Genomic DNA, 26,213 nt, shown 5'->3' with positions numbered 1-26,213 from the left:
CCTACCTCCCAGCCTGGAGCTCCAATTCAGCCGGCGCAATGATCCGCACGAAGCGCTTCCCGGAGTGACCGAAATCGATCAGGAATCCTTGATCGCGGAGGACTTGAGCGACTCGCCGGATCTTCGAGCCGAGACCGGTTGGGCTCGCGGGCCAGCTCCTGGACTTGCGTAGCGCTTCGGGAGAGGCATCGTTGAGCATAGTCAGTAGCTCGGAGACACCACAATCCAAACTGCCCTTGTGCTTGGCAAGGTTGGCGATCGCCACCGCGACTGGATCGGCCTCATAAGTCGTCTCGGAGATCTCTCGACGGTTCTCTTGGTAGGCTGCGAAGGTGGATCCCTCCTTGAAACCAAGGCCAGGCTCGGTTGCCAACATCCACTTTGTAAAATCTGCCATGCGGGGAACTTCCGCAATCTTGACCTTGTCGACATTGCGAAGGCCGGCCGAGACACCGTCAAGCAGAGCCCCGAGGATCTCGGGCGCGGCCTTGTCAAAGTCCTTCCAGAACTCTTCTTCCGCTCTCCGTCTGCCGGCCGGCATTGCCTTGAGGAAGAGGGACACCGATCGATCTGCTAGATCCGGCCGGTTCGTGAGTGAGGGAATGCCATTGAGGATGATCGGCCTCTGCAGATAGAAGAATGTCTCGTCCTTGTCGCTGTGCAGGGTACGGGTGGAAAAGCCGCCACCAGTTGAAACCCGGCACAGTGCGTCGCTCAGCCATTCGGAAATGCTGGAGAGATTGTCGAGGGCAAGGACCCATGCGTTGTTTGCCATCACAAAGAGGTCCCGATCGTCGCCGGGCGCAGCGCGTAGTGGAGCGCCGTTCGGATCGGTCAGCGATCGCAGCACCTGCGTCAGGATGCTTTTGCCAGAGCCTTGCTCGCCATTGATGCAAAGAACCGGGTAGGGTCCTTTTGATCGGAGCGCCTGAACGGTCCACATGACCAACAGCTGGAACTCATCGTCACTCTCAAAATTGAAGAACCCCCTCAGAGCATCCACTGAGCCGCCCATAAGGGGCTCCGGCAGTGCGCGGATTGCGCTACCGCGGATGAACTTGCAGGGCGGATTGCTGATGACCTTCCATCCGAGCGACGTCACTTCGACGGCTCGCCAGGAGGCATCGCCAAGGTCGATGTAGATCTTCCCGCTGTGTTCCCCGACACGGCGCCAGGTGTCGTACTGCTGGCCATCGATCGAGGCTCGCGCTTCCAGCACGCGAAGGCTGTCCTCTAGCACCTGTGAGCTGATGGCGCCACCGGTGGCGCGGTATTGCTGGCCAGCGAGCCATCTCTTGAACTCCTTCGATCTGAGTGACCTGTTCTCGAAGTGGCCATTCACGGGAACACTTGCGAAGGCTTCACCGTCCTGATCAATCCAAAACTCGACATCAAGGCTGTCGAGGAGATCAATAGTCTCGGTCGACTGGCGGGGCCTCCGCCGCTTGGGCTCGTCATCTTCGGGCTTTTCATCGGCGGCGTCTGAAGACTCGCGATTGAGAACCTTGGCGCCATCGATCAGTGCCTTCAGGTGGTCCGGGCTGAAACCCTCCGCTTCCGCGTCGGCCGCATCCCAACCTTGTGCAACGCCGGCCGGCGGCGTGATTACCACCACCGAAATGGCCTTGGCCTTTCGGGCGAAGCGGGCAACTTGTTCCGCATAGTCTTTGCCGGCAGCATCGTTATCTGGCCAGATGGCCACGTCCCGCCCGGCCAGCGAGCTCCAGTCTGCCTTTGTGGCCGCCTTTGACCCTCCCGGGCTGGTGACCGTTACAAGGTCCGGCAGGAGCCTCTGGGCCGCGTCTGCAGCTTTTTCACCCTCACAGACTAGAACCGCCGGGAACGGAGAGACAGCGAGCTTCCTGAGCCCGTAGAGCGGGCGCGGCGCGGTCCAGGACTTGAACCTCCAGCTGGCGCCCGATCCGTCTGCCTTGCGGCAGTAGGTGAGCGGCAGGAACTCCTTTTCACCTTCCTCAGTGTCGAAGCGCCACACGAAGCCGAGGAGCTTCCCTGTGGCATCCAGGTACTGCCAGCTGCGGGACGGCTTGCCTCGTGAGTAGTGCTCAGCGGGAGGAGCGGGAGCTTCGTCAGGAACTGGTGAGATGACCTCCCAGGTATCCTGCTTCGCCTTAGAACGCGGAGGGTCATCGGCGGTATGGATCGGAGCGAAGGGGTCAGACATGTGGGTCCACTCCCAACATGTCCGACACCTTGAGGGCCGCCTCTCCTTGGCCGAGGTCGAAGAGGTAGGCCGCGAGCGAGACGAGATCACCACCACTCGCGCCGGCAGCGAAGTCACCCCACTTCCCGGTGTGGAGGTTGACCTTGAAGGATCCCCGGCGCTTGTCGCTGCGCCGCGGGTTCAGGGCTACCCATTCAGTGCCTTCGCGGCGGCCGTCTGGCAGCCATCGGACGAGGATGGAGTCTGCACTTGCGAGCGCTCGGGCATTGATCCGGGCGAAATCGATTTTGCGCGACGGCTTCATTTTGCACCCCGCGGATCGTGAGGAGCAGGACGGTGCACCGGGAGATGAGATGCAGTTGAATAACACCTGTTCGCTTGAAATTTTCGGGGGAGGCGGAGACTGAAGGCGCGGACAAGTCCGCGCCTCTCTCTCTGCTGGAAGCTCGCCCAGGTCCGTCGACGGGTGAGGCGCTTCATACCGTCACCCCATAACTGCGGCCGGTGGTGACGAGATAGTGGATGATCCTCTGTCGACGCTTTTGCCAGTCGGAGAGCTTCTTCCATGCGGCCAGCTGCTCGAAGACTTCATCGCGGTCGACCTCCAAATCTGGCGACTCGACCGTGAGATCAATGTGGAGATGAAGCGCCGGCACTCCTTCGAGCGTGGTCGCAAAAATCGTCATACCGCAGGATTCGACACGCGTGACGAATTCGGAGATTTCCGGTTCGTCTGCATGGGCGGGAACGGAAGCTACGGTGAGTGCACCGCAGCCGGCGACAAAGTCGCGGCGGGAGATATTCATGGGGAGTCCTCGTTGTCGAAGGGCTTTCTAAGGCCCGTTGCTCCAGGTGGCGGACCTGGAAGCCGGGGGTTAGAAACCTGCAACGAGACAGGCAGAGCGGTTTTAAGCGTGAGCTCTGGACATAGCGCTCTCCCCCGGCCATAAAGGACGGGTGTGGAGCGCCCGCCAAGGCGCTTCGCTGCGGCAACCGTGAAGGTTGCTCGCGTCAGCTCGAATGCGGCGCCAACCGCTTCCAGCTCTATCGTTGTCAGGGTTTCTAAGCCCGCTGACAACATGTTCTGATTTGCCCCCATCGTCAAGCGGGCCCTTCCGAGGGCCTGCTGTCTGCTGTCCACGGGCCTAGAAGTCTCGACACTCTGCCAAATGGCCTGCATATTTGCCGTCGCGAATCCCGGCTTCTCCAAGGACCGGTTTCGCCGCACAAGGTGCAGCCAAGTGCGAGATGGCACGGAACGGCGAACCACCGCCGGTTCGATTTCACGTTCATGGGGCACCCAGCTGCTCGAGGAAGTGAAACGGAAACCATGCATCGGGCAGGCTCCTTCGGGGGCCTGTTTCGCTTTATGGTTGCTGTTCTGCATGCATAAATCTCTCTCGACACGCATCCACGCACACTGCAGTTTCGAAGACGTCGGCCGTGCCCAAATCCGCGGTCGATTGCGTTTCTGGCAAGAACGCCGGCAGGCACCAGGAAACTCGCGTGTCTTGGCACTGCAGCTGATCCGGGCAGTAAAGCCTGCCGAGTGGATTCGAGGCGCCTCAGACGCCGGGCAGGCTCCTTCGGGAGCCTGCTTCGCTTTTGCGATGAGCTTCATTTCGGCCTCCGTTTGACCTTGGCCGGAGATATCCTCGCTGCCGCCATCCTGGACTGCTCAGCAATCCCGGCCGCCCGAATGAGATGCAGCTGTTCCTGCAGAAGCAGCGGCTCTCCGAAGGCGACCCGGAGGGCAAGGTTCTCCGTGTCCATATCTCTCGGCACGAGCTCGCACGCTCGTCTGTCGAGGTAGCTCTGGAACGTCAGGACAGGCCCTTCTCCGAAATTCGGACGGGACAACGGCCGAATGGCCTTCCGCAGATCGAATGCACCAGGCGTACAGAAACCGGTGACCAAGGCGCGGTGGAAAGCCCGAGCGGTGGCGCCAAGCTCGATGAGCTGACGCATCTCCTGAACCCGAAGGCGAGGACGCTGCTGCTTGCGAAATTCGGCGCTCAGGATGTCCCGCGCGCCGGGGCCGTGTCTCTCTCGTTTGGCTGGCGTCCTCACGCGGACCGTCCCATCTGGGAGGTGCTGGCAAACGCGCGCCTGTTGACCCAGTCGTCCAGATCGGACGGGCGATAGCGGACCAACCTGCCGGCCTTGATGAAGGTAGGTCCGTCCCCACGGAGACGCCAGTTGCGGAGGGAGGAGACAGTGAGATTGAGAACCTCGGCTGCCTGGTGCTCGTTCAGTAGCGAAGGCGCCGGAAAGGGAGTGATCTTTGTATGCATTTAGGCTTCCTCTGTGGAGCGCGTTCCTTGGGGATCGCTCGCCCCAGATGGCCGCACAGAGGTCGCCGGAGCAAATTGGATTATTCATGGAATTTTCCATGAAACCGGAAACCTCCAATAGCTGGCGAAAACTCCAGAAGATGATATTCTCAACGTAGGAGGCGCCATGGCCGAGACACAGATTGAGTGGACCGACTCCACTTGGAACCCAGTCGCTGGCTGCTCGATAGTCAGTGCTGGCTGCACAAACTGCTACGCCATGGAGATGGCAAAGCGTCTGCAGGCCATGGGGATACCCAAGTATCGCGGCCTTGTCCGCAGGAGCGGCAATAGAGCGGTTTGGAATGGGGTGGTCAGGGAAGATCGCGGTGCGCTCGGCATCCCAGACAGATGGAAAAAGCCTCGCAAAATCTTTGTGAACTCCATGAGCGATCTGTTCCACGAACGAGTTTCGGAGGCATTCATACGAGAAGTGTGGGACGTGATGGAGCGCACACCGCGTCACCACTACCAAATTTTGACGAAGCGCCCTGAACGAATGGCCGAGGTTGTCAATCGTCTCGGCCCGCCACTGGAAAATGTATGGCTCGGCACGAGCATTGAAAATGCAGAACATGTCGACCGCGCCGATGCGATCCGGCACGTCAGGGCCAAAATTCGCTTCATCTCGTTTGAGCCACTGATCGGGCCGGTCGGCGAAATCGATCTGCACGGCATTCACTGGGCAATAGTCGGTGGAGAGAGTGGCCGCCAGGCGCGTCCGATCCGCGAAGAGTGGATCGATGAGATTTATAACCAGTGCACTGATGCTGGCACTGCATTCTTCTTCAAACAGTGGGGAACTTGGGGCAAGGACAACAAAAAGCGATCGAAGAAAGCAAACGGACGAGAATACCGTGGCCGGACCTGGGACGAGATGCCCGGGTCGCACGCGGCGCCGTGAGATAATTCCATGGTCCGGGTCGATTATGATTGGTCCGGAGGCGCCGTTCTTGGCGAAGAATCCAAGGCAAAGCTAACGATCCTCCGGCAGTATTTCCGGGAGTACATCTCCATCCGATGCCAACATCCACGGCAATCGAAATTCAAGCTGGCCATAGTCGAAGGATTTTCTGGAGCAGGTCGATATAAAGACGGCACTCCGGGGTCGCCACTCATTTTTGTCGAAGAGCTGGTCAATGCAGCCCGAACACTCAATCTGGTGAGGAAGGCCAACGGATTCTCAGAGCTTCACATCGAATGTCTCATGATCTGCAACGATGCAGACTCTGTTGCCATTCAAATTCTCCGAGAGAATCTAGCGCCCCTATTGCTTGAGGCGGAGGAAATCAGAGACCAACTCGACCTGACTGTGAAGTACCACGATAAAAAGTTCGAGGAGATCTGCCCCTACCTCATTACCAGCCTTAAACACTACGGCTTCGAAAATGTCCTGTTCATACTGGATCAGTGCGGCCATAGCCAAGTGCAGGTAGAGAGCATTCGAGACATCATTGATGCGTTCAAGAACATCGAGATGTTCTACAACTTCTCGATCGACTCGTTTCTGGCTTTTCTGGACAAACGCGACGCGAAAAAACTGGCTGCGCAAACCGCCTTTCTCGGTCCGGACTTCGACATTAGGAGACTGAGTGAATCAACCCTAACTAACCAGCTATGGTTGGGTCTGGCGGAGAGACTTGTATTTGAAGTCTTTCATGGTTGTGCTCCGTATGTCAGCCCATTCTCTGTGCACAAGAACAAAGGATGGAGTTACTGGCTGCTCCATTTTGCGCAGAGCCCTAGAGCACGCGAGGTCTACAACGATATCCTGCACGCCAACGCTTCCTTGCAGGCTCATTTTGGTAGATCAGGTTTGAAGATGCTGACTTATGAAAAGCCAGAAGAAGGAAAGCTGTATCTTTTCGACGACGTCGGCAGGGCATCGGCTCTTGATCAACTCACAGATGATATACCCCGCTTGGTCTCTCGCTATGGGGACACTATTGGCGTTGCCGATTTCCGCCGGGTAATTTACGGGGAGACCCCCGCTCACAGTGACGACATTCGCGCAGCAATCATGAGGAGTCCTGATCTTCAGGTGATTACACCCCGCGGAAGCCGTCGGAGGAGCGCTTCCGGTATCGAGCCAGACGATATTCTCCAACTGCGACCTCAACGCAGTTTTCATAGGCTTATGCGCCCAAGAGATGAGGGGAATTGAATTCCATCTGCGACGCCAAACCGCATCACATGTTTAGGCTCTCAGATAACGCTCGAACTGGAGCGGGAGCATAGTCCGAACTACCCGCGAAGGCGGATTTGGCAGGAAGAACCTATGCCCCTGGGAACCACCAACACTCGCAAAAGAAAGCCTCTCCCCTTTATCGGGAAGAGGCTGCAGCAACGGCAGGAAACATTGCCCGATTAACGGCTGAGAATCCTTACTCTTCCTTCATCTTGCATCTTACGGAAGCAGAGATAGGCAGCCTCGCTGGAAAATTCCTTCCGCAGATTGGCATCGGTCGCCCACTCTTCCTTGTGCTTGTCGACACCAGTTTTCCAACAGACGGCTGGCGCAGCCACCTGCGCGGCGCCGGCTGATTGGTTCTCTTTCAGCAGGCGCTCCAATATCTCTTGCTCCATGCGGGCAGCTGCCTTTCCTTCAGCGATAAGTGCTGCGGCAGCAGCCGGATAACGTTCCTTCAGCTGCTGTACCGTGACCGGACCTGTCTCCTTCTCCAGCTCACGTCTCTTAACATCTGCTGAAGTGGTCGAAGATCCATCATTCTCCAAGTCACCCGAACAGGCCGCGGCGACAGCCATAAGCATACTTTGATTTGCCATCCGTGTTTTCCATTGCCGATTGAATAATGCGAAATCCCGAGCATCGTTTGGTCCCTCTTCACGCCGGCGTGCGCGCTTGAGGTATGTGGACAATTTAAAGGCTCTCGAAGACTTGTGTAGAAGGGCGGGGAAGCCACCTATCACGACTTCCCCGCTCCTCTCGTAAGAGCGCCACTGTCGCTGAGGCGCCCTTACCGCGAGTGAAGAAAACCTTGGCGGCCGGTCTCTTCACTCCTCTTCCCGCGTATCTGGCAGTGGGATGCGCCTACCCGCGGGAAAGATCTGCGTGGGCCGGTACCCGGTTACGTGGGGTTATAGTGCTTCCCAGGCACGGCAAAACGTGCGGTGCGTCGGTTCACGTTCTCATTCCACATCTGCGCGCCGAACCTGCGTCCGTCCTTGTGGCCGCGAAAGCTTGCATATGCACGGAAACTGCTGAACTCAGATCGAAGGTCACCGCTCTTGGCCCACTCCTCTGCATAGCGTGAAATATCCTTGCGACCATCCACGTCGACAGATTGCTCCTTTTGCGGGAGTCCTCCGATGAATGTGTTCACCAGATAGTCGACATCACTTGAATTGCTGCTGCTCATGGATCCTCCAAACAATTGATGAGATCACTAGAGCGGAATTCTGAGGGACGGTCAGGACTCCAATGGTCGCAAATTGGAGACTTCCGGCATTTAGGTCTAATGATCCTCGAGACTACCACCACTCAAAATGTGGTCGATGTAGGCCTCTTTCGTTGGGTATTTTTTCTGCATCTCTGGAGAACGTCTCCACTCCTCGTCCATTCCGAGTCTTGAACGCCGAAACGCGAGGAACTTCGAAAAGTCACCATCGAATGTGCGATGAAGGGCTTTCGACCGCTTGAACTTTTCAATAGCGTCCTCTTCGAACAACCGCGCTTCTGCATAGAATTCACTTACAATCTTTTTTAGCCAAGTATCACCCGGCATCGGCCTTCCATCATGCTCCAGTCTCAGCCTAAGCATCTCGACCATCGATGCTTGCACTGGAGGTAGTCCGTCAGGATCCCGTGTCATGATGTCGAGGAGGGCGGAGCGGCACCACTGGCGATCATGTGTGGGCTTTCGGCCTGCTGGCGACTTCGATTTCTTTTCCGCTGTCCGCTTCACGATCTTTATGAGGTGGTTCGCAATACGCAGGCACCCAGCGTCTTCGCTTGCGCGCCCCAATTTGATCCGCCGGTATCGTTCTATGAATTCGGCAAGCGCGAGCGCAAGCTGCGCTGCGTCGGATTCTTTCTGAGCGGTCATTTGTCGTCCTCGAGGTCTCATGGAGGAGTTGCTGACTTAAGACAGGGACTGAATGGAACCAGCAAGCAGTAGAGCTAACTTTGCCTCAGAATCAATTTTGAAAATTCTCGGATAATTCCAAAGTGCTTCAGCTTGCGCGAAGAGGCTTTACGCGCGAAACTTCTTCCCGCATCTGCTTTCTGGTGTTGAGCACATCGGTAAGCTCTTTCCCCAAACCATTGACCGCCCTACTTGGCCGTCCGGCAAATGAAGCAATGCACCGATGCCTCTCGATGGCGGTATCCCCAAGCTGCTCGACTTCCCTTTCGAAGCTTCGATCGTGCGGTGGACGGCCCGCAACCCACTTGCGAATATAGATTTTGTGGGTGTCTCTTTCATCATCCCAAGCCGGTAGGAAAGGATGAGCTACTGCCGTCGGCCTTGCGGCCGCTGTACCTCTGACGAGTGTGATGCTCGAGGCGAAGGGCTCCAGCTTCCCTCGGCAACTACGTTTGAGAGTGGATGCCTCAAGATCGATCGTGATATCTTCGCCATTCCAGATGTCGAAGCTTAGAACGACCTTCTTTCCTTTTGCGTCTTTTCCCTCCACCTTCACTTTACCACTTGCAACAAGGTCCACGAGCGACCGGAGCCGATCTGAGATCACCATCTGGACGGACGCAGGGATTATAGGGCGATCTGCTTTACTGCCTCCCGAGATGTCTGTCTCCAGCGACGCCTGTGTATCGGACCGAATGTTCCATGAAGTGAGCCGATGAATGCCAAGACCTCCATCTTTTCCACTCCGCAGAATAGCGTTTTGCGTTTCCGGGTCCCCGAGAATGAACTGGGAAAACACGTCGGCCAGGCGCCGGCCGTCTAACATTTCAGGAGCAGATGGCGCTAGCAGCAGCGGCACAAAACGAACTCCGTGCATGACAAGCTTTCCATCTGCAAACAGCTCATGCTTTTTGTCGTTGAATCGCCGGTTTTCATTCCAGAAGGCGGGCCGCACGGAAGTGGGGTGCGGAAGGCCGGAAGTCAAAAATCTTGCAGCGTCTTCTTGCGTGTCATGTCCGATCGCTACCAAGTTCGAGGATTTGAGATGCTGCAAAAGGATCTTTCGACTGGAATTTTCTCTGTTCTTCCGTATCTGCTCCCGTCTTCGCCATTCGCGCCGACCACTGTCCAACTCGTGCAATGAAAAGCTACCCCTGGGCGTGGGTCCAGGTCTCAGTGGAATTATGCCGTCGCCATCCCAACCGACTGTCCTAAACCACATCTCTGAGAATGTGAGGCCGTCTGCCGGCCAACAGACATAGGTAGGTTCCATTATTTTGCACTCTTCGCACTGCTTCCGCGTCTCGCTCGCGGGCTGATATGGACCGTGATCTCTGCGCTCGTCGCAGGTGGAAATTTCATGCCGAGGTTGGTTAGGGTCGAATGCACGGCCAGGATGCTTGAGCGATGTGCCGCGGGAAGGTCGTCACCTACCTCCATGCGAATGATTGTCGACAGCCCGACCCCGCACTCCAACGCCAGCCTTTTTGCGCTCCAACGGAGATATCCACGGGCCATCCTGATTTGTGCGCCGGTGATCATGATTGAGCAGACTTAATTCACTTGTGAACATGTTCAAGCCTTTTCGCGGCTTATGTGATCAAATCTCAACACCTCGGCAGGTAATGATCCGCTGCTTCGGTTCGGGCGACGCGACCATGTAGAGTGGATAATATTGACCGTGCAGCATTCAAGTGTTCAATCTGGATGCTTGAACCAGGTAATCATCAATGGACGCCGGCTCGTCAATTTTTGCGATCTCGTACACTGAAGTTTTGATTGCGGCGGCTGTTTTCGCCATTTTCACAGCTGCAGTCGCATACTCGAAAGGAAGGTCCGTTCTGGGCTGGTGCTTCTTGGGCTTCCTTTTTTCCCTCGTGGCCCTGATAGCGGTCGCAGCAATGCCTGCGCTTCCGGATCGCAAAGCCCGAAGAGCTAACGACAAGATAAACGTGGAGCCGACCATAAAGTGCAGGAGATGTGGGACTACTAATCCTGCGGCTTTTTACGTCTGCAAGAGGTGCGGTCAAAACCTGTGATGGGCACCTAAATCGTCAACCGTTGTCAACCTCGTCAACCCTGTCTGAAACGTTTCAAACTACTGAGGAGGCGGGGTCCGAATTACCCGAGCAGGCGAAGGGCGCCGGAAGTACCTAAGCCCCCCGGCATGCTCCTTCCGTCTCGGCGGGTCGGAGCGCTGGGAGAATGATTAGCTGCCCTGCCGAGGGTCGACGCTAGAATCGGGCCGCACCCACACAGGACCGGCAGTCGGTGTGTTCCTCGCCCCGCAGCGCCGGCACCTCCACCACCGCTGGATCATCGGCACCTCAACGTTGAGGGGGACCACGAACTCGTCAGGCTTCAGGTATTCCACAGTGCTGCAAGCCGTGCAGCCACACTCGACCAAGCGGCCGGCACGTGAGAGATCGGCGAGGGTGACGTGTGGAGACGGCATGCCGGGCTTTTGCTTTTTCACCGCAGGTGGAGTAAGAACACAGTCCCACAACGAGAATGGGCCCCCGGGTATAACCCAAGGAGCCCATTTGAGGAGTCGGCAACGAGGCAGACCCGCTCTGTGCAAACCCATGTAAAGCAATGATGGGTAGACGTGTCTAGCCCCGTTGGTCACCACATCAACCAACTGTAAAGGCTAGAAAATATGACATTTCCCATCTATCCAGTCACCACCCCCATCCAAGGCGAATTTGATCTCGACATTGTCGTCGAGGCCGAAGTCGATGGCGTAGGCATGGGCGTCCTTGCGGACGGATCTCCGTACCTCACCATCCGTGGACTCGCGCGCATGTGTGGTGTCGATCATACAACCTTGGTCAAGTTGACCAGCGAGTGGGGTGCACCTGCCCCAAAGTTGCGCGAGCAAAAGATTCGGGCACTTATCAAGGCCCAGGGGTTCGACGACACGGTATATTTCCACGCCGTGAAGAAGAACGGCACAATCCACCACGCCGTGCCCGCCCACGTCTGCATGGCGACACTCGAATATTACGCCTTCGAAGTAGCTACTCCCAACGAACATGCGCTCAACAGTTTCCGCACGCTCGCAAAGAAGGGCTTTTCGGATTTCGTTTATGCGCAGGTCGGCTACAATCCCGACGGCAAAGTCTCTCTGGCGTGGCAGCAGTTCCATGACCGCGTGAGCCTAGTCGCAAACGCAGTGCCACCCGGCTACTTCAGTATCTACCAAGAAATTGCCGGCATGATCGTCCCCATGATCAATGCAGGCATCAACGTTGGGCCACACATCGTGCCGGATATCAGCGTGGGGCAAAGGTGGTCAAAACACTGGGTTGCTGAGAACCTCGCCATTCTTCATGGCGAACGGATCAAGTATGAGCACGCCTATCCGGTGTATTTTCCCCAAGCCGTCTCGAACCCACAATCGCCTTACTGTTATCCTGACGAGGCATTGGGTGATTTCCGCCAGTGGTTCCGGGACAACTATTTGAAAAACCACTTGCCGCAGTATCTGATCTCTCAGGCAAAGATTGGAAAGATCAAGCCTGTGGTAGCGACCAAGGCAATTGAAGTGTTTAAAGCGAAATCGCTCACTTCACCCGTGGGCAGCAAGAGCAATTGACCGCGATTACAGTGTAACCACAAAAAGCCCCGCACCGGGCAAAGTCCGAATTACCCGTGGAGGCGAGAGGCGCCAGATGTACCTAAGCCCCCCACTTAACCAGAACCGGCGCCCGGTCCAGCTTTGCCGCGGTTTAAAAGGTGCGGATAGAACTCTTTGAACCACTCTCTCTTGGCAATGGCGAAGGTGCGCTGAGCTTCGAAGCCATGCTCCCAGGTCTTGGGAAATAACGCATCGAGCAGTTCTCCGATTTGAACCGCGAGGCGTCCCGCCTCGGTCAACGTCGCCTCTAACGTGCGAGCTACCATGAACGGACCAATGACCGCGTCCGCATCCTTTTGCGGTCTAAGCATATGGGCTGACTGCATTGAAGGATGGCCTGCAAGCTCAGAGAACATCACGTACTGCTTTTCCCGCTTCCGAGTTTTCAGTCCGTCACGATCATCTAGTGTCTTTCGTACCGCGGCAGGAGAGAACAACTGCTTCCTTACCTTCCTGTCTGCGATCCGCCATTGAGAGACGAGAGCACGATCGTGACTCAGCAAGTCGAGCAAAAAGAGGGTCTCCAATACATCTCGGAGGATCAGGGCACCGTTCTGAAAGTAGCCGGCCATCAACAGCTTTACGCTGGATCCAAAAGCATTGAAGAGCCGCAGTCCCAGAAGCTGGAAGACTTTGAAATCTTCGTCTTCATTCGGCAACTGCCGGAGTGTATCCGCCAGCAACATAGCAGCCTCGACGGCCTTGAGATGCAACTGTAGCCTGAGGTTGGGAGCAACCAGGTCAAGAGCATCCTGTCGCGTGCGCTCTTCTCCTTCGTGGAGCAGGGACAGGTTGAACGGAAGATAGGCCGTCACTGCTCGTCGCCCTCGATGCTTTTCGGATGAACGCCACCAAAGAGTTGAGAAGCAATTTCTCTCCCTACTCTGTCGCTGAGGGCACGAACAGGATCAGCATCATGATTGACGTAGCGGTTGGTCATGGCAATTGTCGTATGCCCGAGAAGGTCTCGCACAATGAAAGAACTCACGCCTGTGCGGCCGGCCATAGTACCTACCGTGTGCCTCAGGTCATGCAATCTGGCATCCTGTAGCTGGCACCGTTCGCGGATCTTCTGCCAGGTCTTTTCCATCGCTTCTTTCTGCAGCGGTCCGTCGCCAGCTCGGTTGGGAAAGATCCACTTCACCTTGCTGTGACGAGGCATGGCCTTCAGCAGTTCCATCGCATCGGCGCCGACCACTCGCCACTCCGGGCCCTTGCGGCCCTTGGGGCGGGGGAGATGGACCGCGCTGCGCTCTTCGCTGATATCTGCCCAAGTGAGGCTCGTGGCTTCACTCAGGCGAAGTCCGGTCAAGACCAACAGTCTGACCGCTTTGAGGGCTGGGAGGTATAACAAGCCCTCTTCCTGCATGTCGGAAAGACAAGCACCCAATCGCTTGAGCTCGTCGAGCGACAAAAACCTCTCTCTATGGACTTCAGGAAATTTCTTCACTCCTCGGCATGGGTTGGCTGCATCAGGACCGCGGGAGAAGGTGAAGGCAGCCATCAGCACAGCCAGAGCATGGTTCGCTTGCCTCGGTGTTTCGACAAGTTTCCGGTGAAAGCGCTCAATGTCAGTGCGATCGACGGACTTCGCCACGAGGGCGCCGATCCCGGGGATGATGACTTTGTCCATCAGGCGGCCGTACTCCGCAATGGTCTTCGGTCGGCAGTGTATGTTGACGTGGTCTTTGCGGAAGCGGTCCAGCATCTCCGTCACGGTTTCCGCCTGTCGTTCAGCCTTTCGGTCGGCCGAAGGATCCTTGCCAGACTTCACCTGCAGGAGGTTCTCCTGGGCGAGCCTACGAGCTTGCTCAGGCGTGAGCTCGAGCACGGTGCCAAGGGAAAGCCTACGTGTGCGACCGTTCACAGTGCGGTACTGGATAAACCATGTCTTCACACCCGAAGGTTTTACTCGGATCCCCAAGCCTCGCTGGTCCAAGTCCCAGTAGAAGGCTTCGACGACGCCGGTTGTGATGGCATCGATCGCCCGTTTCGTGAGCTTCACCTTCATAGACCGGGGTGCGCTCGGGCTGGACACCTTGGACACCTGTACACCTTTGGACACCTTTTCGGCCTTTTCTATATTGGGATATTTTTTGGACCCTTCCGGGTTTCCGGAAACCCTAGATAAACAGAAGCCGCGGCTCCAGGGAAGCACCGGGGAAGCACGGGGGAAGCATTCGAGATCGAAGTCCAGAGCGCTCGTTAGCAATACATAGCGAAGGAAGTCATTGAGATTGAGCGATTATTCGCAGCAAATGGCAGCCATTGGCAACCCGGAGCAAAGTTCAGGAACCAATTGTGGATCTGGGGGTCCCCAGTTCAAGCCTGGGAGGCTGTACCACTTAACTACATGATTTAGAAAAGTTTTTTCGAACGTGCTTTTTTGACTGACTGGCTTTCAGACCTCAAATAAGCACCATGTAAGCAAAGCTGGCATTGCGCACTGCATTCTAAACCGTGTCCTTGGGGCACCGCAAAATCAGCTGGTAAAAGAGTGGTTGCGTCCGGTGGCTGCCAAGGCCCAGACAACAAAAACACCCCCGCTCAAGCAATGCAAAGTTGCCGCTGCCGACATAAATAGCCGGCCCGTGAAGGGCCCCAATTTTATTCCATAATCTGCCGTCTTAGTAATGAGCTATCAAGCCGGTGGTCTTCGCAGTTCCTGTTTGGGACAGTGATCCGGCAGGTAGAGTCTCAAACATGCCGTCGCCAGGGAACAGAGAGGGCGAGCGGCTGTCGGATTTCCTTGACGGGTTGTAATCTGCAGTGAATTAATTCGCACCAGAAACTGGCGAGGTAGCCATGGACAGCTCAGTTATGACCCTCACAGCACAAATCGTCGCCTCCTACCTCAGTCGAAATGACATACCCAGATCGGAGTTGCCGCTGCTTATGTCAGATGTGCATCAAGCATTGTTGGTTGTGCAATCGGGTGGAATAGCCAGATCATCGCCAGATTTGACACCTAGGAAGTCCGAAATCAAAAGGTCCATCTTTCCAGAATATATCGTGTGTCTGGAAGATGGAAAAAGGTTCAAATCGCTGAGGCGCCATTTGCGCGATAAGTTTGGGCTCACCCCTGAACAATACCGTTTGAAATGGGGTTTGCCTTCTGATTATCCGATGACAGCACCGCGTTTTTCAGAGCTGCGGTCCAGTCTCGCAAAATCAATGGGATTGGGAGTTACGGGAAAGAGGAAGCGATAGGACCTTGCCTCGTCCGAACCAAGCCTGGAGACAGAGTGGGCATTTTGTACCTAGGGAAGCTCGTTGCACGAGTGTGTCACTAACCAATACTCCAAACATGTTAAAAGGTATCTTCTTGGCTGTTTCTCGTCATCAAAAATCATGTGGTCGCCATCAACTCGCTTTGTTTACGTCATTTCGATCTCTGCTTAAGAGCAATCAAAAAAAGCCCCGACGCACGCCGGGGCAAAGAAGCTTGGGGGAAAGAGAGTGTCACTTAGACTCTCCGCTGATAATCATGCATGGTGTCAGAAGTACTTGTCAATTGAGGTCTGAAACAACTCACGCAGTGCGCCTTCTACAGTGTCGAGCTCTTTCTCTGCGTTGCATAACGCAGGATATTTACCCAACTGCCTGTATGCGAACTTGTGGAGAGTGGGGGTTATCTGACCAATCCGATGTTGTCGCCCGACCAGGCAGCCCGGTTCACAAGCCACAACAGACTGCAATGAACGCAGCTGGTCTGAGTTGAGTCTTGTGAGCTCGCATTTTTTGCAGGCTATCAATTGAGCAAGCTGAAAACCAATCAGAGACTTATCGCCAAAATGGCAGACGTGCTTCTGGATTTCGAGAGTGAACTTCGTGACCTTGATCGTCAGCGTGGCGCGAAGAGAGCTTCAAAGAAGCAGAGAGAGGGGAGGCGGGTCTATAGTACCGGAAAGCATGGCCGGCGTATCGGCTCTGTGGGTGACAGATACAGCCAATATAAGGCGCTAGCAACTCTCTACGAAATTTTGCGCAGCGATGAGCGGTTTCGCAACGGATTAGACAACGATAGTTGGAGTAGTGAAAAAAGAAGCCTGACTCTCAAACGTTTTGCCCAATTGCGTAAGGTGGTGCGTCACGCCTTTAAGCTGGCATTTGGCGAATTTTATTCATCAAGACGGCAGAGAGCGCGTAGTTGGGCATCTGTGCTTCAACTCGCCTGGGAGGACTCTGTACCCGTTGAGGAACTGGAGATCTTTATTCTCCGGGCAGGTGGCATCCAGCGCATTTATAATATCTGTTCAAAAGATATTGCTACCTTTCACGACAGCTGACTTGTCAGTGCTATGCAAACGCGACTATCCGCTGAGAAAACTCAAAAGACTTGGTGTTCACTGAAACTCAATGAATACATTTGTTAGAGGCTGTCCTGGCAGGTTTATTCAGCGCTTTGGTTTACGTCCTGCACGAAGACGAAGTGGCGGGGGTTCTCCAACGGGTTTCCTGAAAAACTCAACTGCTGTAACGCTCAAAGCCTTGGCAAGCGCGTCAAGTGTATTAACAGTGACGTTTTCCATTCCCCGCTCGATACGGCCCACGTAAGCACGATCGATCATGGCCTCAAGCGCCAACTGTTCTTGTGAGATGTTCTTGCCCACCCGAATACGTCTCAGATTCCAAGCAATCATCTTGCGCGTGTCCATAGCGACTGAAGTCGCCATATATGGGCACTATAAATACACGGACTGTTGATCTCCTATTCTGGATGTGCCATTGCTACTGGCCAAAAGGGGAGGCGAACATGTTGCGGAGCTACTCCAAGGCGTTAAAAAAATACGCGGTGTTCCAGGGGAGGACCACCAGAGCAGAGTATTGGTGGTTTATGCTCACTTTGGTCTTCCTCCTTCTCCTGGGTTTGTTCATCGATGAAGCACTAGGATATCCTATCGACGGGCCAGTCCAACCAGTAACTGGACTCATTTGGCTGGTCCACTTGTTCCCTACATTGGCTATTCAGGCGAGGCGCCTGCATGACATTGGACGTACTGGATGGTGGCAGTTGCTTGCAGTCGTTCCCCTAGGACTCATCGTCCTGATCATTTTTTATGCTACCGCATCTGAGTCAGGTCCCAATATCTATGGACAGGTTCCAGCGGAAACTTCGTCAGCAGGTCGCCCCTCCCATAGTGCTGCACAAATTGCACCAGAAGTGGTTGACCAACTCGAAAAGATAGCCGCTCTCAAAGCATCTGGAGTTTTGGATCAGGAGGAGTTCCAGCGTCTCAAATCAACCTTGCTCGGTCAGAAATCGTAATATCGGTTACGGGGGCAAGGTTGAATAGTTCTGAAGCGAAGTTCCTCATAACATGGTACCTGGTCGGGGGGCTCATCTACTTCTTGCCAACGTTTGTGGGCATTGTGAGGGCGCACCCCAATCGTTGGGCTATAGCAGTTGTCAATCTCGCATTTGGAGCTACCATCATTGGCTGGTTCGGTGCCCTGATTTGGGCCCTGTCCGCAGTGCATAGGAGTTCCACTGGAAACCACGGTGGAGAAAGTGGTCTCAATCTTTTTGTAAATGACCCAGATTTGGTCCGAAAGCTCCCAAGCCTCGACGATAAACGTCAAGAATTGCATGACGTTTCTGACCTCCTTCTGCGCCTAAGGCGCTTGGTAGACAACGGTTCTCTTCTCGAAGAAGAGTTTCTATCGTTGAAGAAGTCGTTGCTGAACCGCGCACTTGGCGAATGAGTGATCCCAACGCCGAGCCTAGGGTAACTTGGGGATAGTGTTTAAACAACATGCACACAACAACGCTTTCTGACGGCGGTTTTTTTACACTTCATCTGTGAAAAACAGATCATCTACCTCTGCATTTTTCTGAAGCAATGCAATCAAAATACGCGAATAAGAGAACAACGCATCATGGATGACGAAGACGTGGTTTAGTTGCAGACTCACAAAAATACTTTGCATACCCTCAGTGACTGCATTCATAAGTGACAGGAGTGGTTGATCAAAGAAACGCTATTGGTGCTGTCGACCGCCGATGGAAATATGGATCAGAATGCCATTGTTGGTGATCCAATCCGACGCAAGACAACACTCACAGGAAACTGGCTTCATAAGCGCTAGTGTTTTCTCCGCAACACTACAATGAACATGACACCACCCACCAACCCAGTAATGACGCCGATAGGCATATCTTCAGGCCTAATGATGATGCGAGCGACGAGATCGGCGATGACCAAGCCAGTTGCTCCCAGAGAGGCAGCAACGGGCAGCACTCGATGATTGTCGCTGCCCACTAGAAGTCGCGTGATGTGTGGCACCATGAGTCCGACAAATCCGATGGCACCGGAGAACGCAACCATTACGCCCGTCAGCAACGCGGTCAGCGTAAACAATTCCAGGCGCAAGCGTTGAACCCGCAACCCCAACGATGTGGCAGTTTCATCTCCAAGGGCCAAACCATTCAATGAAGCCGCTTGGAACATCAGAACGACAAGGCCTCCAAAAAGGGCAAGCCCCGGGTAGGCCAAATGGCCCCACTGTGCGAGGCCGAGGCCGCCAAGCATCCAGAAAACGACCGTATGCTGCGCTCGGGGGTCCCCAAGGAAGATGAGAAGATTTGCGAGTGATGCGATCACGAAGGATACTGCCACCCCGGAGAGGACAAGGCGGTCCACCGTTGCGGAGGATGTCAGACGGGCCACCATCAGTACCAATGCAGTCGCGCCCAATGCTCCCGCAAAAGCGAAGAGAGGCACCGTGGTCGCACCAAATATCAGACCGGTATGGAGAAGCGCGAGGATCGCACCGAACGATGCCCCGGAAGAGACGCCCAGAAGATGCGGGTCGGCCAGCGGGTTTCTAGTGAGCGGCTGCAGGACTGCACCCACCAGCGCCAAACCTGCCCCGACAAACGCCGCCAGCAGGACTCGGGGCAAGCGCACATCCCAGATAATGCTCTCCTGACCTGCTGACCAAGTCGGCGCGATAAGCACGATTGACAGCTTGTTGAGGATGACCCCCCAGACCGTGGCGAGAGGAATGGTGGCTGCGCCAAGGGCGACGGCGAGCGTCATGGCGAAGAGTAGCGTCGTCAGAGACGCCAGTATGTTCAAGGAAAAACGGCTCAAGTTGCCCTCGGCGTGCACCGCAGCCCCATGGCATCACACAGGACGGCGATCAGTGGTCAGAACTTGTCGGGATGAAAAGCCTTGGCCAAAGTGACGATGGCTTCGATGTTGCGGGGTCCGGGTGTGGCTTCGACATATGGCAGAACAACGAAGCGGTCGTTCTTTACAGCGTCAATGTTCTTGAAGGCCGGGTTGTTCTTCATAAAGGCGATCTTCTGTTCAGCAGTCACCTGCCCATAGTTGACGATGATGACCACCTCGGGATTGCGTTCGACCACCGGTTCCCAGGACACCTCCACCCAACTTTTCGCAACATCGTCCATAATGTTTCTACCACCAGCAGCTTCGATCATGGCCGTCGGAATGCCGTATTCTCCTGAAGTGAATGGCTTGTCCTCGCCACTGTCATAGACGAAGACACGGGTTGGTGGATCAACATTCCCAAGCTGTGCAGTTATCTTGGCCAGATCGGCCTTGTATCCTTCGACAAGGGTCTTTGCACGGTCCTCGACTCGGAATATCTCTCCAAGGTTGAGGAGGTCAATGAACATGTCATCCATGGTCGGCTTATTCTTCGCCATGATATGAATGCAGCTCTCGGTCAACTCGTAGACCTTGATGTCGTGCTGCGCCATCGTTTCCGGCGTGACTTCACCTCCGACTTTCATGCCGTAGTTCCATCCCGCAAAATAGAAGTCCGCGTTGGCCCCTAGCAAGACCTCCTTGGTCGGATAGTCAGGTGAGAGTTCGGGCAGTTGCTTCACCCCTTCGCGCAGCTTCTCGTCTAGTGTCTTCCAGCCTGACACCCCGGTATACCCAACCATGCGGTCATTGAGCTTCAGTGCAAGCATCATCTCTGTCAAATTGACGTCGTTGGAAATTGCCCGCTTCGGCGTATCATCGAATGTGACGTCACGGTTGCAGCTTCGCACGGTTACTTGGTCAGCGAGAACCGGTTCGGCAGCGGCGAGTAGTATGGCTGTTATCATGATGGATCGTATGCGGTTGCTCATTGTTGCCTCTCCTGTCTTGCATTGCGGGGAAGTGAGAAAAAGAAATGAGGGCCGGGTCCGATCGACACGGTGTATTGGTTGGCCTGCACACCAAACGCGCGACTGATGGCCTCATTGGTGAGCACAATTGATGGCTTGCCCCAGTCAACAAGCTGTCCATCTGCCAGTATCGCGACCTTGTCGGCGAAATTCGCCGCATGATTGATATCATGCAGTGTCGTGATCACCGTGATTCCAAGGTCACGAACAAGCCTCAGGACTTCAAGCTGGTGACGAATGTCGAGATGGTTCGTCGGCTCGTCGAGGATCAGCAAGGTAGGGTCCTGAGCAAGGGCTCGTGCAACAAAAACTCTCTGCTTCTCACCACCTGAGAGACTGGAGAACAGTCGATCCCGGAAGCTGTTCATGCCGACATGCTCTAGAGCGTGGGCAATCTTCTCCGCATCAAGATCACTTGTTGCACTGACGAATGTGCTGTGAGGAATGCGTCCAGTTCGCACAATGTCAGCTACTGTGAACGGAAAGTCTGATGGCGTCTCCTGCAGGACGGCGGCCACCTTTCGCGCGACCTCCCTTGGCTTCATGCCCCAAATGTCACTACCGTCGAGTGTGATAGTACCTCGGGTTGGCTGGTTCATTCGGTAGAGACAGCGAAGCAGTGATGATTTGCCAGCGCCATTCGGCCCAATGATCGCAAGGCGTTCACCTGGTCTCACTGTGAAGCTAATGTCGCGGATGATGGGAGATGCACCTTGAGGACCCCAGGTAAGGTCTTCAACCCTCAAGGTAGAAGCTGAAGCGAGGTGGGTCATTGGATGGCGCCTCCACGCGGCACACATGCGATCACGGCGGCCGGAATTCTGGCCAACGTCTTGAAACGCAACTCTTGTGGGTGCTCACTGGCTTTGCTCATGCCGTCGCCACGCACCGCATATAGCCCTGCGAACTGAACGAGTGCTTCAACGTCGCAATCATCAGAAATGTCGCCAAACACGTAGGTGGCCTTGGCATCAGCGCGGAAAGCAACGGTGCATGGGCGACTACACCCCGCCAAACATGATGTCCCGCTCACCTGAAAATCATTTGCCAAAGCAGGACCAGCTGCAACCAGCGCTGCATTCAATTTTGCTATGAGATCGTATCCCGGCCTACATGTGAGGCCGGTGTGTCTGCATGTCGTGCAGACTATGATGATATGAGAGTATCCGCTGTGAGCCATGTGCTGCCTTCGGGGAACGAAGTGCGGTCAGTCATGGCGATCAGCTCACGCCAAGTCGGCGTGATCAATTTCATGAAGAACACAGTCATTTCGGATCACCCCGTCCGTTGAGTTGCGATAGTCCAACGGCAGGTCTCCTGGCTTGCGGTTCAAGTGGTTCCGGGCGTCTTCCCAGCCTGTCGGCCAGTGACATTTACCTGGAACCTTACCGCTCACAGTTGCGGGGGCAGCCACGGTTTCGGCCCCTAGTGGGTTGTCCTCACCGTATTCCCTATTAAGCCGTGGCCGTTGAAGCGGTCCACAGCGCCATTGTAAAATCGTTCTACCGGATGAAACTGTTCTGTGCAAGCGCCGGAAATCCGACTGAAACTCGTTTCCATCAAGTGTTGCTCAACGTAAGCCTTCTCAATTCCCTTAAGAACTGTCTTGAATGGCAAAACTACAATGACAGGAATATTGAAAGGTGAATTGGACGCCATACCGGCTAGATTGCGAATGAGGTGATCCCAAACGTAGTTACTAGAACGGCCCTCCGCCGAAAATAAGTGGACTGAGTTCAGTTGAGGATGAAAGAGTAAACCCAGAATACAAGAAAGTCTTTTGCATGAACACTGATTCAAAACTCCAACAATCCGAGTTTGGAAGCGGGCTTGTGATAGATTGTGGTTTTTCGAGAGATGATTGGATCACTTTGACATGGTAGGCGTCACAAGTTCCTTCCCCTGTACCACCCACCATTTTCCCCTATACTTCCGCTACTTATTTTCTGCCGCATTTCGTTTTACTGTATCTGGCTCCAGCTTCGCGGCCGGTGGTATCGGCGCCAACCTCCTCGCCGCTGGCGTCGGCCTCGCCGGCAGTCCCGCCCTCCCTGCGCTCAGCGCGCCGCCCAAGGTGTCGAACAATGGCGCCGACCAGAAACGCTCAGCCAGGCCGGCGTTACCTGCAACTCGGTCACTTTGGACAACCATCCCTTCATCTTGGGTTAACTGGGTTACTCGGCGCCGCACCTCGCGCCGGCCTACACGGCATGGGGCGCTTACAACACACAGGCCCACGTCGTCGTCGGAGTCCAGGGCCGCTGCATGATCGAAAACGTGTAACTGAACGGCCTGCCCATCGAACAGTTCGACGGTGTGGTCTATGAGACCGGGGAAGGAGCGGCCGGCGAGGCGGCGCTTTCGCTCTTCACCCGAACGGTCATCGAGCAGCGCGACGGCGTCACGCTTTCTTCGTTCCTGACCGAAGGCAACAGCAACAAGAGCGACACGCTGACCGATCAGGTCACTCCAGCCAATTTGTTTCCCCGGGGGCAATATTTCGAGACCGCGGGATCCTGGACGGTTGGGCTGCCGTCAAACGGAGGGGGCGTCGTCAACAATAGGGCCAAGCCGCAATTGCGTGTCGTTTAGCGCCGATCGCCCCAAAACTTTCAAAAAGTGCGGCGGTCAAACTACGAACTGAGACACGCCCCACTCCCTGGAAGTGGCCGCCCTTGCGGATCGGGTGCACAGTCTGTAGTTGTAGTTCTGTGACTGGCGCGTATCTGGTCTCACCGGGTGATTCCTGTCACCCGGCTCCAATGTCTACCTTGGAATGAACTCGCCCCGCCCGGGTCAACCGGCGCGGGGCTCTCTTTATTTGAGAGTGACGTCGAAGGCCCGCGCATTCAGGCCTTGCAGAAGTTCCATAGTCTCTTTGGTTGTGAGTTCTCGACCCAACCTCTTTGCTTCCGCTTGTGTCGCGGCGATCACGTCTGGAGCAGTCAAAGCCGCTACCAGCTTGAACTCAGCAAACCTCTCGACCAGGTTCAGTAGCTGTTCTGCATTGAGGGATCGTACCGAGAACCCCTCGATCTGCCTCAAGCCCTCCAGAGTCAGAGCATGGATCTCGGCCAGATTGCCACTGGCCGCCTTCATTGCCTTCGCCACTCCAAAGCTCAGCACGTCTGCTGACTTGAGGTTAGGGTCGTTCGATCTGTCGTCTGTCATCTGCTCATATAACCCTATTGTTTGAAAGCACGCTAGAGATACAGTCCAACTCTGACCGCCGGGCGCAAATCTGATCGAAGATGGAGAACGTATGCCCACCTCACCCACCGTTGGCGCCTTCGCCATCGTTCCGAGCAATGATCTGTTGGCCGCGCTGCCATTCTGGGAGCGCCTGGGCTTCTCTCGAACAGGCGGAGATGCCAAATACCACATCATGACGGGGTGGGGGTGCGAGGTGCACCTGACACAGGCTGGAACGGGTCCATGGAGTGTGCCGGCGGAGAGCAATCCCTTTGGGGTGTTCATTCGCACGCCGGATGTCGATGCGATCGCCGCCCGGGTCGATGACCTGATCATTCGCCCCGGAGGCGTCTTGCGACATCGTGAATGGGGCCTCTATGAGGTAGGCATCTCCGGCCCGGACGGCATGCTGGTCCGTATTGGCTGGCCATCTGAACTCGTGAAGGATAACAAGACAGAATCGACATACTGATCTGCACGATCCGTCGGGGCGTTGTGGAGGAGTGGCCGCCGAAATGAATAGGCTGAGAGATTGGTTTTCGTGGTGTGTCGTCGCAATCGTCCTGGGTGCGGCCGGTGGCATCTGTTTGGGCATCAGTGAGCTACTGAGCGAAACACTGGCGGGCGGGATGGCCTACTACGCCGGCGGAGCGATCCTCGCGCTGAGCCTGGTTGCAACGTACTTCGGCTGGAACATGTTTCTCGACGAGTAGTCGATTGAGGCTTATTTGCTGGGTCTTGGGCCCCACGAACGGTGTAAAAACTGAGCGAACGGAAGCTGACGGAAAAGTAGCATGAAGCAGGGCAAGGTCACTTTCTCAACCAGAATCCTGCGCAAGGAAGAGTTCTTGCCGCGCTATGTCGTTGTGAAGCCGGAGTATGTGAACGGCAGAACGCGCGCCTTTCAGGCTCAGGTCTTTCTGAACGATGCGGGTCCGTTCGTCCGCAACATCAGACCTTGGGGAAAAGGTTCGGATGTATTCTTCTTCAATTTGACGGCACCTCAGTGCACGAAGGCCGGGCTTGAAACAAATGATGAGTGTGTGGTCAGAATAATCCCGAAGGCCTAGTCTCCGTTGAAATGGCAGGCGAGCAGGTTTGCTCATAGTCTGCGACGTGGCATGTTTGGCGCCAGGATCCCCGGCAACGGGGAGGGGCGCGCTTCGTGAAATAGCTGCCCCCAGGTGTTTCACTGCAGGCGCGCCCTTTGCCGGTCATGCCATTTTCCTTTCCCGGTTCCGCTGCTGCGTGCTGCCGCCATCACCGGCAATTGGCCGGAGCACTGCAAAAGCGCAGGCATCGATCCGATGGCCGCAACACCCAAGAGTTGCATGAGAATGACCCAGGCATTTGCAGGCGATCTAGAGCGGCGGGTCGCGGGTCAGGTACGATTCCTTCCGTGCGCATGTGTCCATGATGTTGGCGGCGCGCTCCATGGCGCGTCTGACCATCCCGACCTCTTGCCGCGCATACCAGTGGATGACCGCACCGACCTTCACGACGTCGAGTTCGTGGCGCTCAGGCAACACCAGCTTGCTGACAGTGTCTGTACCGACGGAGATCGATCCGGTAGACATTGCAGGCAAGTTGGATATCGTTCCGTCGGCGTTGCAAGACATGGTCTGCTCAACATGGTCTGCTGAGCCCTGGCGCCGGGGATCAACAGGGCGGCGACGCACACCAGGCTGGCCGCAAAAGTGTTCCGCGCTCCGGATTCGCTCCGGAATGCAACGGATTGAGCCGAACCGAGCGGGAACGTACTGGCAACATTCGGCACGATGGGCTCAATTATTTCAATGGAATAGATTGAGGCACTTAGCTTGACATGGACAGGATCACAATCGCATGTCTGGCTTGCACATAGCCAGGAAGTCGACCGGCGTAGGTCGGTAGATAAGGGAAAGGGCTTCGTTCAGAGGCGGTGGTTTCTGTGCAAACATGTGATTTTCCTCCTGTATGCATAGAGACAGCTTGATTGTGATAGCGCAAACGTTCACGCCGAGAGACGCTTCAGATGCTGTCAATTTGTGTATCCGTCGCCGGATCGGGGGATCTGACCAACCGGCTTGAAACAAGAACACCCGTAAAGTCACCTCGTTCTCACAGAATGGATAAATGACTGCAATCGCCGGGTGCAGCGACGGCAGCGATCGATACGGCCCAGATGCCTTTGGACCTGCCGCAAGGCCGGGGCGGGTAGCGTTGAGCCTGGCAAGGCTTACGGGCCTCCCTTTGGCTCTTAGGCGCCCATCACGGCCCGATAGCTGCTCCGGTTGGACTCAGTAAAGGCGCCGCCGCGACCGCGCCCACGAAGGGAGGCCGGGCGGTGATCGAAGGAACCGGCCGCAGCCGCCTTTTCGGGACGAGTAAGACTTTGTCGAAGTCTCTCCTCACCCACACTAAATGATTGAGTAAACACGGTATGCAATCATAAATAGTTGTTCCCATGCTGAGTTAGCGTCTTTCACAATTTATTGAGCCACTTAAAGTCGGGGCCTCGGCTATTGGCGCGTAGAAGTCACATAGACCTTCGCAGACCTCGCGCCCTCGAATGCTCCGATTCAACCGGGTACCGTTGCGACAACGGCAATATTGGCATTCGCATCAGTTT

At 55.5% G+C, this 26,213-nt stretch carries 28 protein-coding genes, 1 pseudogene and 1 riboswitch; of the genes and pseudogenes, 12 read left to right on the top strand and 17 right to left on the bottom strand.

Going from position 1 to position 26,213, the window contains the following annotated elements; translation table 11 throughout:
• Position 1 precedes the first annotated feature (1 nt).
• From QM801_RS15870 to QM801_RS15860, 3 genes are all read right to left on the bottom strand, one after another.
• Positions 2-2,182 carry an ATP-binding protein gene (locus tag QM801_RS15870; RefSeq protein ID WP_415020181.1) on the bottom strand — a complete coding sequence of 727 codons (2,181 nt, stop codon included), beginning with the start codon at positions 2,180-2,182 and terminating at the stop codon, positions 2-4.
• Positions 2,175-2,486 carry a hypothetical protein gene (locus QM801_RS15865; RefSeq protein WP_415020180.1) on the bottom strand — a complete coding sequence of 104 codons (312 nt, stop codon included), beginning with the start codon at positions 2,484-2,486 and terminating at the stop codon, positions 2,175-2,177. Before QM801_RS15865 ends, QM801_RS15870 begins: the two co-directional genes overlap by 8 nt.
• 172 nt (positions 2,487-2,658) lie before the next feature.
• Entirely contained in the window at positions 2,659-2,988 is a 330-nt protein-coding gene (locus QM801_RS15860; RefSeq protein ID WP_415020179.1) for a twin-arginine translocation signal domain-containing protein, read from the bottom strand.
• Between the two features lie 898 nt (positions 2,989-3,886).
• On the opposite strand from QM801_RS15860, the gene QM801_RS15855 reads away from it, so the two are divergent.
• A complete protein-coding gene (locus QM801_RS15855) occupies positions 3,887-4,327 on the top strand; it encodes a hypothetical protein (protein ID WP_415020958.1) in 441 nt (146 codons plus the stop codon).
• Here the strand turns inward: QM801_RS15855 and QM801_RS15850 are convergent.
• Positions 4,249-4,476, bottom strand: coding sequence for a helix-turn-helix transcriptional regulator (locus QM801_RS15850; protein WP_415020178.1), 228 nt, complete (start codon positions 4,474-4,476; stop codon positions 4,249-4,251). The two genes, QM801_RS15855 and QM801_RS15850, sit on opposite strands and share 79 nt — an antisense overlap.
• A gap of 166 nt (positions 4,477-4,642) precedes the next feature.
• Between QM801_RS15850 and QM801_RS15845 the strand changes: the two genes are divergently transcribed.
• Both QM801_RS15845 and QM801_RS15840 read left to right on the top strand, forming a co-directional pair.
• Complete coding sequence (locus tag QM801_RS15845; protein ID WP_415020177.1) at positions 4,643-5,419, top strand: DUF5131 family protein; 777 nt, start codon at positions 4,643-4,645, stop codon at positions 5,417-5,419.
• 9 nt (positions 5,420-5,428) lie between these two features.
• Positions 5,429-6,679 carry a three-Cys-motif partner protein TcmP gene (locus QM801_RS15840; RefSeq protein ID WP_415020176.1) on the top strand — a complete coding sequence of 417 codons (1,251 nt, stop codon included), beginning with the start codon at positions 5,429-5,431 and terminating at the stop codon, positions 6,677-6,679.
• 203 nt (positions 6,680-6,882) lie between these two features.
• Here the strand turns inward: QM801_RS15840 and QM801_RS15835 are convergent, their stop codons facing one another.
• The 4 genes from QM801_RS15835 to QM801_RS15820 all read right to left on the bottom strand — a co-directional run bounded on the left by QM801_RS15835 (position 6,883) and on the right by QM801_RS15820 (position 9,675).
• The gene (locus QM801_RS15835) at positions 6,883-7,395 is read right to left on the bottom strand and encodes a hypothetical protein (RefSeq protein WP_415020175.1); all 513 of its coding nucleotides are present in this window, start codon (positions 7,393-7,395) and stop codon (positions 6,883-6,885) included.
• Between the two features lie 209 nt (positions 7,396-7,604).
• Positions 7,605-7,895 (bottom strand): hypothetical protein, encoded by a 291-nt coding sequence (locus QM801_RS15830; RefSeq protein WP_415020174.1) that lies wholly within the window; start codon positions 7,893-7,895, stop codon positions 7,605-7,607.
• Positions 7,896-7,991: 96 nt separating this feature from the next.
• A complete protein-coding gene (locus QM801_RS15825; protein ID WP_415020173.1) occupies positions 7,992-8,582 on the bottom strand; it encodes a hypothetical protein in 591 nt (196 codons plus the stop codon).
• 127 nt (positions 8,583-8,709) lie between these two features.
• Positions 8,710-9,675, bottom strand: a complete 966-nt coding sequence (locus tag QM801_RS15820) for a hypothetical protein (RefSeq protein WP_415020172.1) — start codon at positions 9,673-9,675, stop codon at positions 8,710-8,712.
• A 1,605-nt stretch (positions 9,676-11,280) separates the two neighbouring features.
• Between QM801_RS15820 and QM801_RS15815 the strand changes: the two genes are divergently transcribed.
• Positions 11,281-12,219, top strand: coding sequence for a hypothetical protein (locus QM801_RS15815; protein WP_415020171.1), 939 nt, complete (start codon positions 11,281-11,283; stop codon positions 12,217-12,219).
• Positions 12,220-12,314: 95 nt separating this feature from the next.
• Here QM801_RS15815 and QM801_RS15810 read toward each other — a convergent pair whose 3' ends face one another.
• Together QM801_RS15810 and QM801_RS15805 are read right to left on the bottom strand one after the other, a co-directional pair.
• Entirely contained in the window at positions 12,315-13,076 is a 762-nt protein-coding gene (locus QM801_RS15810) for a hypothetical protein (RefSeq protein WP_415020170.1), read from the bottom strand.
• A complete protein-coding gene (locus QM801_RS15805) occupies positions 13,073-14,272 on the bottom strand; it encodes a tyrosine-type recombinase/integrase (RefSeq protein ID WP_415020169.1) in 1,200 nt (399 codons plus the stop codon). Before QM801_RS15805 ends, QM801_RS15810 begins: the two co-directional genes overlap by 4 nt.
• Before the next feature lie 794 nt (positions 14,273-15,066).
• Between QM801_RS15805 and QM801_RS15800 the strand changes: the two genes are divergently transcribed.
• Both QM801_RS15800 and QM801_RS15795 read left to right on the top strand, forming a co-directional pair.
• Positions 15,067-15,471: a MucR family transcriptional regulator gene (locus QM801_RS15800; RefSeq protein ID WP_415020168.1), complete on the top strand. Its 405-nt coding sequence runs from the start codon at positions 15,067-15,069 to the stop codon at positions 15,469-15,471.
• A gap of 545 nt (positions 15,472-16,016) precedes the next feature.
• A complete protein-coding gene (locus tag QM801_RS15795) occupies positions 16,017-16,550 on the top strand; it encodes a hypothetical protein (protein WP_415020167.1) in 534 nt (177 codons plus the stop codon).
• 108 nt (positions 16,551-16,658) lie between these two features.
• Here QM801_RS15795 and QM801_RS15790 read toward each other — a convergent pair whose 3' ends face one another.
• On the bottom strand, positions 16,659-16,919 hold the full coding sequence (locus QM801_RS15790; RefSeq protein WP_415020166.1) for a helix-turn-helix domain-containing protein: 261 nt from the start codon (positions 16,917-16,919) through the stop codon (positions 16,659-16,661).
• A 98-nt stretch (positions 16,920-17,017) separates the two neighbouring features.
• Here QM801_RS15790 and QM801_RS15785 point away from each other — a divergent pair, with 98 nt between their 5' ends.
• Complete coding sequence (locus tag QM801_RS15785) at positions 17,018-17,530, top strand: DUF805 domain-containing protein (RefSeq protein ID WP_415020165.1); 513 nt, start codon at positions 17,018-17,020, stop codon at positions 17,528-17,530.
• Between the two features lie 20 nt (positions 17,531-17,550).
• A complete protein-coding gene (locus tag QM801_RS15780; protein WP_415020164.1) occupies positions 17,551-17,967 on the top strand; it encodes a superinfection immunity protein in 417 nt (138 codons plus the stop codon).
• A gap of 380 nt (positions 17,968-18,347) precedes the next feature.
• Here QM801_RS15780 and QM801_RS15775 read toward each other — a convergent pair whose 3' ends face one another.
• The 4 genes and pseudogenes from QM801_RS15775 to QM801_RS15760 all read right to left on the bottom strand — a co-directional run bounded on the left by QM801_RS15775 (position 18,348) and on the right by QM801_RS15760 (position 21,590).
• Positions 18,348-19,304, bottom strand: a complete 957-nt coding sequence (locus QM801_RS15775; protein ID WP_415020163.1) for a FecCD family ABC transporter permease — start codon at positions 19,302-19,304, stop codon at positions 18,348-18,350.
• Between the two features lie 110 nt (positions 19,305-19,414).
• A complete protein-coding gene (locus tag QM801_RS15770; protein ID WP_415020939.1) occupies positions 19,415-20,347 on the bottom strand; it encodes an ABC transporter substrate-binding protein in 933 nt (310 codons plus the stop codon).
• Between the two features lie 20 nt (positions 20,348-20,367).
• A pseudogene (locus QM801_RS15765) lies at positions 20,368-21,096 on the bottom strand (ABC transporter ATP-binding protein); the annotation flags it as partial.
• Positions 21,097-21,179: 83 nt separating this feature from the next.
• Positions 21,180-21,590, bottom strand: a complete 411-nt coding sequence (locus QM801_RS15760; protein WP_415020162.1) for a DUF1636 family protein — start codon at positions 21,588-21,590, stop codon at positions 21,180-21,182.
• Positions 21,591-21,699: 109 nt separating this feature from the next.
• Positions 21,700-21,916: riboswitch (cobalamin riboswitch) on the bottom strand.
• An 810-nt stretch (positions 21,917-22,726) separates the two neighbouring features.
• Between QM801_RS15760 and QM801_RS15755 the strand changes: the two genes are divergently transcribed.
• Positions 22,727-23,002 (top strand): hypothetical protein, encoded by a 276-nt coding sequence (locus QM801_RS15755; protein WP_415020161.1) that lies wholly within the window; start codon positions 22,727-22,729, stop codon positions 23,000-23,002.
• A gap of 225 nt (positions 23,003-23,227) precedes the next feature.
• Here the strand turns inward: QM801_RS15755 and QM801_RS15750 are convergent, their stop codons facing one another.
• Positions 23,228-23,581: a hypothetical protein gene (locus tag QM801_RS15750; RefSeq protein WP_415020160.1), complete on the bottom strand. Its 354-nt coding sequence runs from the start codon at positions 23,579-23,581 to the stop codon at positions 23,228-23,230.
• 91 nt (positions 23,582-23,672) lie between these two features.
• Between QM801_RS15750 and QM801_RS15745 the strand changes: the two genes are divergently transcribed.
• The 3 genes from QM801_RS15745 to QM801_RS15735 all read left to right on the top strand — a co-directional run bounded on the left by QM801_RS15745 (position 23,673) and on the right by QM801_RS15735 (position 24,672).
• Positions 23,673-24,074, top strand: coding sequence for a glyoxalase (locus QM801_RS15745; RefSeq protein WP_415020159.1), 402 nt, complete (start codon positions 23,673-23,675; stop codon positions 24,072-24,074).
• A 43-nt stretch (positions 24,075-24,117) separates the two neighbouring features.
• Positions 24,118-24,315: a hypothetical protein gene (locus tag QM801_RS15740; RefSeq protein WP_415020158.1), complete on the top strand. Its 198-nt coding sequence runs from the start codon at positions 24,118-24,120 to the stop codon at positions 24,313-24,315.
• Positions 24,316-24,396: 81 nt separating this feature from the next.
• Complete coding sequence (locus QM801_RS15735; RefSeq protein WP_415020157.1) at positions 24,397-24,672, top strand: hypothetical protein; 276 nt, start codon at positions 24,397-24,399, stop codon at positions 24,670-24,672.
• A 291-nt stretch (positions 24,673-24,963) separates the two neighbouring features.
• Here QM801_RS15735 and QM801_RS15730 read toward each other — a convergent pair whose 3' ends face one another.
• Positions 24,964-25,221 carry a hypothetical protein gene (locus QM801_RS15730; RefSeq protein WP_415020156.1) on the bottom strand — a complete coding sequence of 86 codons (258 nt, stop codon included), beginning with the start codon at positions 25,219-25,221 and terminating at the stop codon, positions 24,964-24,966.
• Positions 25,222-26,213 lie beyond the last annotated feature (992 nt).

The sequence above is a fragment of the Aestuariivirga sp. genome, assembly GCF_047600585.1.
Taxonomy (GTDB): Bacteria; Pseudomonadota; Alphaproteobacteria; order Rhizobiales; family Aestuariivirgaceae; genus Aestuariivirga.
Note: the sequence above shows the minus strand (reverse complement) of the source record. Positions and strands in the feature narration are given on the sequence as shown.

Bases quoted from the DNA above. Each gene is read 5' to 3' on its own strand.
- QM801_RS15870 (WP_415020181.1), bottom strand. From the start codon at position 2,182: ATGTCTGACCCCTTCGCTCCGATCCATACCGCCGATGACCCTCCGCGT.
- QM801_RS15865 (WP_415020180.1), bottom strand. From the start codon at position 2,486: ATGAAGCCGTCGCGCAAAATCGATTTCGCCCGGATCAATGCCCGAGCG.
- QM801_RS15860 (WP_415020179.1), bottom strand. From the start codon at position 2,988: ATGAATATCTCCCGCCGCGACTTTGTCGCCGGCTGCGGTGCACTCACC.
- QM801_RS15855 (WP_415020958.1), top strand. From the start codon at position 3,887: ATGCAGCTGTTCCTGCAGAAGCAGCGGCTCTCCGAAGGCGACCCGGAG.
- QM801_RS15850 (WP_415020178.1), bottom strand. From the start codon at position 4,476: ATGCATACAAAGATCACTCCCTTTCCGGCGCCTTCGCTACTGAACGAG.
- QM801_RS15845 (WP_415020177.1), top strand. From the start codon at position 4,643: ATGGCCGAGACACAGATTGAGTGGACCGACTCCACTTGGAACCCAGTC.
- QM801_RS15840 (WP_415020176.1), top strand. From the start codon at position 5,429: ATGGTCCGGGTCGATTATGATTGGTCCGGAGGCGCCGTTCTTGGCGAA.
- QM801_RS15830 (WP_415020174.1), bottom strand. From the start codon at position 7,895: ATGAGCAGCAGCAATTCAAGTGATGTCGACTATCTGGTGAACACATTC.
- QM801_RS15825 (WP_415020173.1), bottom strand. From the start codon at position 8,582: ATGACCGCTCAGAAAGAATCCGACGCAGCGCAGCTTGCGCTCGCGCTT.
- QM801_RS15815 (WP_415020171.1), top strand. From the start codon at position 11,281: ATGACATTTCCCATCTATCCAGTCACCACCCCCATCCAAGGCGAATTT.
- QM801_RS15805 (WP_415020169.1), bottom strand. From the start codon at position 14,272: ATGAAGGTGAAGCTCACGAAACGGGCGATCGATGCCATCACAACCGGC.
- QM801_RS15800 (WP_415020168.1), top strand. From the start codon at position 15,067: ATGGACAGCTCAGTTATGACCCTCACAGCACAAATCGTCGCCTCCTAC.
- QM801_RS15790 (WP_415020166.1), bottom strand. From the start codon at position 16,919: ATGGACACGCGCAAGATGATTGCTTGGAATCTGAGACGTATTCGGGTG.
- QM801_RS15785 (WP_415020165.1), top strand. From the start codon at position 17,018: ATGTTGCGGAGCTACTCCAAGGCGTTAAAAAAATACGCGGTGTTCCAG.
- QM801_RS15775 (WP_415020163.1), bottom strand. From the start codon at position 19,304: ATGACGCTCGCCGTCGCCCTTGGCGCAGCCACCATTCCTCTCGCCACG.
- QM801_RS15770 (WP_415020939.1), bottom strand. From the start codon at position 20,347: ATGATAACAGCCATACTACTCGCCGCTGCCGAACCGGTTCTCGCTGAC.
- QM801_RS15760 (WP_415020162.1), bottom strand. From the start codon at position 21,590: ATGGCTCACAGCGGATACTCTCATATCATCATAGTCTGCACGACATGC.
- QM801_RS15750 (WP_415020160.1), bottom strand. From the start codon at position 23,581: ATGACAGACGACAGATCGAACGACCCTAACCTCAAGTCAGCAGACGTG.
- QM801_RS15745 (WP_415020159.1), top strand. From the start codon at position 23,673: ATGCCCACCTCACCCACCGTTGGCGCCTTCGCCATCGTTCCGAGCAAT.
- QM801_RS15740 (WP_415020158.1), top strand. From the start codon at position 24,118: ATGAATAGGCTGAGAGATTGGTTTTCGTGGTGTGTCGTCGCAATCGTC.
- QM801_RS15735 (WP_415020157.1), top strand. From the start codon at position 24,397: ATGAAGCAGGGCAAGGTCACTTTCTCAACCAGAATCCTGCGCAAGGAA.
- QM801_RS15730 (WP_415020156.1), bottom strand. From the start codon at position 25,221: ATGTCTTGCAACGCCGACGGAACGATATCCAACTTGCCTGCAATGTCT.